This window comes from Dethiosulfatibacter sp. (genome assembly GCF_983023055.1).
Window position 1 is genome coordinate 2,424 of the sequence record NZ_CEZJXU010000088.1, and the last position, 4,652, is coordinate 7,075.

Consider the following 4,652-nt stretch of genomic DNA (forward strand, 5'->3'; position numbering starts at 1 on the left):
TGCCAGGATTTTACTATATTTATGACCATAATCAATATCATTCCAGTAATCATATCTCTTTTTATTCTGAATACCGTCAAGGACCTCCACCATTTTTCCATTTTCAAGGCATATGTCCAAATATACCGACAAATCTTTATCCTTCACTACCAACAATAATTCCTCTTCCTTTTCTTCCCAGTCAATATTTTTAAGTTCCTCTTTGCACCTTTCATACCAGTTCAAAATATACCTGTAGTCACATCTCTGGATCATCATAAGCAACAACTTCTTCTGATTATCGTAGTCATTTTTACCCTTGTAATAATCATACATCAATTCAGAGATACAATCCAGATTTCGCTTCTTCTTTAATGCTTTCTTGTATAAATTTAAACTTGCGCTCTCATTTCCCTCTTCATAATACACATTAAACAAATACCTGTAGATATCATCCAATCTTCCAACGCACTTGTCAAATCCTTCCCAGGCAGTCCGCAAGGCATCTATTTCCTTTCCATGCTTCTTGTAATAATTAGCCAAGTCAATATAATCAGATCCATATTCAACAATATGCATTTTTCCAATGCTTTTCAATCTGCTTCTCCAATACCAAGCTTTTGTTATCCAAAGTCATATTTTTCCCACAGAAATCCAGCAAGGTTTGTTCAGCAGCACTGTTATGCTTTGCCATTTCATCTATCAGATTCATAAGTGTCTTATTATCCATTTTTCCTATCAACTTGTTTACAATCTTTTTATCCATTCTATTTTTTCTCCACAGCTTTTACTTTGCTCATCAAGAATCTCATCTTGTAATCATATAGTTCAAGCTTCGAATCTACATATTTAATTATTTCCTCGCTTGGCTGTTCGCCAGAAAACCAGTGCATTCTTCTGGACAATCTATTAGTTATTAAACATGCACCTATAATTTATAAGGTTCCGCTCCAGTCCGTCGAAATATACAAAGTGATTTTTTTGTGCACTTACCACAAAATATCCTTATCATCCTGATACTCCATTCCACTTCTTATTTCATCTGGATGACAGTCATAGTATTCAGCCGCTTCATCAATCTCATCCACAAGCTTATAATACTCTTTTATAGGTTCAACAAACCGTTTAAACATTATTATAATTTTCTTGGTTCTTGCTTCCTTGTCCATATGTATATACTTTATATTTTGCTCATCAACATACTGTGTATAGAAATTCACCATAGTATAGTCCCTCGAAGACATAAGCTTCTTTACCCTAGCTATGCCGTTTGGATTCAAATTCCGACTAATAGCTTCAAAAACTGCAGATTGGAATATACGTACAACCGCTAGATTTTTATCCCACAGAGCCTCCTTCAAATCAAAAGGATAGTCCACATAACCCTTTTTAGACAGTTGTGATGCATATTTAATACATTTCTCGTTCAATGCAAGTAAAATAAAAACCATTTCCGGGTAAAACACCTTGAAGGAAGTATATACATTCTTTGGCGGCAACACCATTCCATGATATCTTGCAGATTCCTCGTGAACTGCATTATCAACATATTTATAATCTCTTGACCCCATATTCGCATGTCTCAAGTCATAACACAATCCAAGTATACGAATTTCCTCCGCACCCTCATACTCATAATCGTTCTCTCCAAGTACCTTGTATAACGCTTGATACAATTCGTCAAAATCAAAAAAATCACCAGAAATTTCAAATCCACCTAAATTTTCCGTCATATTTACTATTATCATAAGTTCTCCTTATTTTCCTCTAAAAGAAAAGGCATCTACCAAGCAGATACCTTTATTTCATATTTATATTTATTCCGTCATCTGCCTTCTAAGTATAGCATATGCATTTTGGCAGTTCAACGGCTGAGCTATGCAGAATTAGTCAATAAGCAATTGTTGGTTTATACTTTAATCGAGTTAGGTTTAAAGTTAAATTTAACCTTATCAAAATCCGTCTTATTCTTATTATTCCATACTAATAAGTTATTATATTGTTTGACAGGCACCAATGATTCTCAAATGAAACAGTTCAAGCTTGTTGATATGCGGGAACAGTATCCGGATCTCATTGCAGAAGCAGAAATGACTTCCTTGGGATATATGGATTTTCTGATACGTCTGCTTTCAGTTGAAGAAGAAGGGAAAAATGCTCGACGGTATGAAAAGCTGTTAGGCAATGCTCATTTTGAATCATCTACAACCCTTGAAGATATCGACTACAGCTTTAATCATACTCTGGACAGGGATAAGATTGAAGAGTTAGGAAATCTGCGGTTTTTAGATGCTCATGAAAATATCATTGTAATCGGACCACCCGGTGTTGGGAAAAGCATGATAGCAACTGGAATCGGTATAAACGCATGCAATGCAGGACAAAGCGTTCTGTTTGTTAATGCAAAGGAACTTGTTGATAAGCTTTATGATGAAATGATCAAAGGAAAGTTGCCGGAAATGCTTGAAAAGCTGAATAAGATTGATCTACTGATTGTAGATGAATTATCTTACATAAAAATGGATAAAGAAAGAGAGAGCCTGTTTTTCCAAATCATACGCCAACGATACGAAAAAAGCTCTCTCATTATTACAACCAACCTGCCAATGGGCAAGTGGAACGAACTGTTTACCGGACAGTTGGCTGCCACGGCTATTCTTGACCGACTGCTCCACCACTGTCATGTACTTAGTATAACTGGTGACAGCTATCGTGTCAAAGGGTCAAAAAACAGTGTTAATACGGGAAAGGGTACAGATTGAAATCAATGTCACCCTCTCAATAGACTGGAGGAATAAATAGATGTCAAAGGTAAACAATGAAGAACTAATCAAAATTGTTCAAATATACAATGACGAAGGACGGAGCGCAGCTTATGATTTACTGCGTAGTCAGTATGGTGTAAAAAATCCATATTTCGTAATGAAAAGGATTGATAAGAATCCAAAATTTGAATACAACCAGGATAATGATTGCTATCAGATTCGCAGTGAGACAAAGGTTGATGATGTTTTCATGAGCATGGAAGATCTTTGCTCTCCAGTGCTCCCAAAACACATCAAATCATCTGAAAAACAGCTTATTGATAATCGTCCTATCGAAATGGAAAAGTTAATAAGAGAACTGTTGGGGGATCGCTTATTAGAGTTTAGCAGATACATCATACTGGACTCTTCTTCAAAGACAATGGTAATAGATCAAACGTCATTAAAAAGTGATGGATATCGAGTTATTACACACTAGTAGGTGGGTCAATTTACAGTGTAAAAAACAGGATTTACAAAAATCTAATCCACCAATTATCAAAACTAAGGTGGGTCAGATTTAAACGAAAAAGTGGGTCAATTTTACTTGACAATCAACAACACTACCACTAGTGCTTTTATATGAAATTATTTATATAATCCGGTAAAGTTCTCAACAAATTCTAAATGTTCCAGCATTCTCTTTGTTGATTCTTTTTCATTCCCAGCTTTAATTGCTTTCACAATTTGTCTATGTTGCAGCAATATAGACTCTTTAGAGGACTCTACCGTTAAAAATTTAGCTAAACCTTTTGCATGTATATTTATAATAAAACTATCCAATAGGTCGGACATTGCATTGTATACACTAATCACAAGATTATTTCTCGAAATATCTGCTATCAATGAATGAAATTTATTATCTAATAAATTCAAATCTTCTTCACACATTACTAAGTCAAGTTCATGAATTATATCTTTAAGTTTTTTTATATCCTCTTCAGTTCTGTTTTTGGCAGCTAAAGAAGCTGTTTTGCCTTCAATCATTTTTCTTAATTCTAAAATATCTTCAAATTTACTTTCTTCCAAAACAAATACTAATGACAGTGGTCTTACTAAACCCTCTATGAAATTTTCTTTTATAAAATGTCCTTCCCCATGCCTGCTTTCAATTAGTCCTATTACCTCTAATGCTCGTAAAGATTCTCTGACTGTAGGTCTACTTACTTGAAGTTGAGCTGCCAAATCTCTTTCTGGTATAAGCTTTTGACCTTTTTTCAGATCACCTTCTATTATCATATTACTGATTTGATCTATAACAAGTTCATATGCTTTTTGGGGCTTAACTGGTTTTAACAAATCATTCATTCCTTTCGTTAGATATCAAATCTTTTGCAATATAATCAATTTACCATACATTGCCGATTTTAATCCATTTTTTATGTTATTGTAATACTTTGTTACTTTACCATATCTCTATTTCAATAAAATTATTATAACATACATTATGACAAGTGTGTCAAAATATGCTATCTATTGAAAAAATTAGATAACCCGGCATCAGTACAAACAACAAATTTTGACAACTATACCACGTGCGAAAAAGTACGAAAGTATTAATTTGAAAAATTTGACAAAAAAGGCAAAAAAAATAGCAATATAACTGGCTTTTGGTATTTAGGTCTTCTTTCCAACTGTCAAACTCCCGTAATAAACTAGTGCTTTTTAATATGTGACTGGCATAGGCACAATCTTAAAGGTGAAAGTCCTCTTGCTTACTCGACGGAGAGGCCAGTAGCTGAACTAATCAGCTACCTCCTACTCGATTTTGTATATATTGTTAAATAAATATCTTTTATTGACAGGTAAGTTTAATTGTGATATTTTTTATTTAGGCTAGGTGGCTTTACCACTTAGTCATCTGGCAAC

At 34.1% G+C, this 4,652-nt stretch carries 7 protein-coding genes; 2 read left to right on the forward strand and 5 right to left on the reverse strand.

What is annotated here, in order from left to right; all coding sequences use genetic code 11:
* The 4 genes from AC3AX0_RS04695 to AC3AX0_RS04710 form a co-directional block, all read right to left on the reverse strand.
* Positions 1 to 576 (reverse strand): hypothetical protein (locus AC3AX0_RS04695; protein ID WP_487549148.1); only part of this gene is annotated, 576 nt, incomplete at its 3' end.
* Complete coding sequence (locus tag AC3AX0_RS04700) at positions 545 to 745, reverse strand: hypothetical protein (protein WP_487549149.1); 201 nt, start codon at positions 743 to 745, stop codon at positions 545 to 547. The genes AC3AX0_RS04695 and AC3AX0_RS04700, both read right to left, overlap by 32 nt.
* Before the next feature lies 1 nt (position 746).
* Complete coding sequence (locus tag AC3AX0_RS04705; RefSeq protein ID WP_487549150.1) at positions 747 to 872, reverse strand: hypothetical protein; 126 nt, start codon at positions 870 to 872, stop codon at positions 747 to 749.
* A gap of 96 nt (positions 873 to 968) precedes the next feature.
* Complete coding sequence (locus tag AC3AX0_RS04710; protein ID WP_487549151.1) at positions 969 to 1,727, reverse strand: DUF6904 family protein; 759 nt, start codon at positions 1,725 to 1,727, stop codon at positions 969 to 971.
* A gap of 279 nt (positions 1,728 to 2,006) precedes the next feature.
* Here AC3AX0_RS04710 and istB point away from each other — a divergent pair, with 279 nt between their 5' ends.
* A complete protein-coding gene (istB, locus tag AC3AX0_RS04715; RefSeq protein ID WP_487549152.1) occupies positions 2,007 to 2,741 on the forward strand; it encodes an IS21-like element helper ATPase IstB in 735 nt (244 codons plus the stop codon).
* 40 nt (positions 2,742 to 2,781) lie between these two features.
* Entirely contained in the window at positions 2,782 to 3,222 is a 441-nt protein-coding gene (locus AC3AX0_RS04720; protein ID WP_487549153.1) for a hypothetical protein, read from the forward strand.
* 149 nt (positions 3,223 to 3,371) lie between these two features.
* Here AC3AX0_RS04720 and AC3AX0_RS04725 read toward each other — a convergent pair whose 3' ends face one another.
* On the reverse strand, positions 3,372 to 4,091 hold the full coding sequence (locus AC3AX0_RS04725) for a FadR/GntR family transcriptional regulator (RefSeq protein WP_487549154.1): 720 nt from the start codon (positions 4,089 to 4,091) through the stop codon (positions 3,372 to 3,374).
* Positions 4,092 to 4,652: the final 561 nt, after the last annotated feature.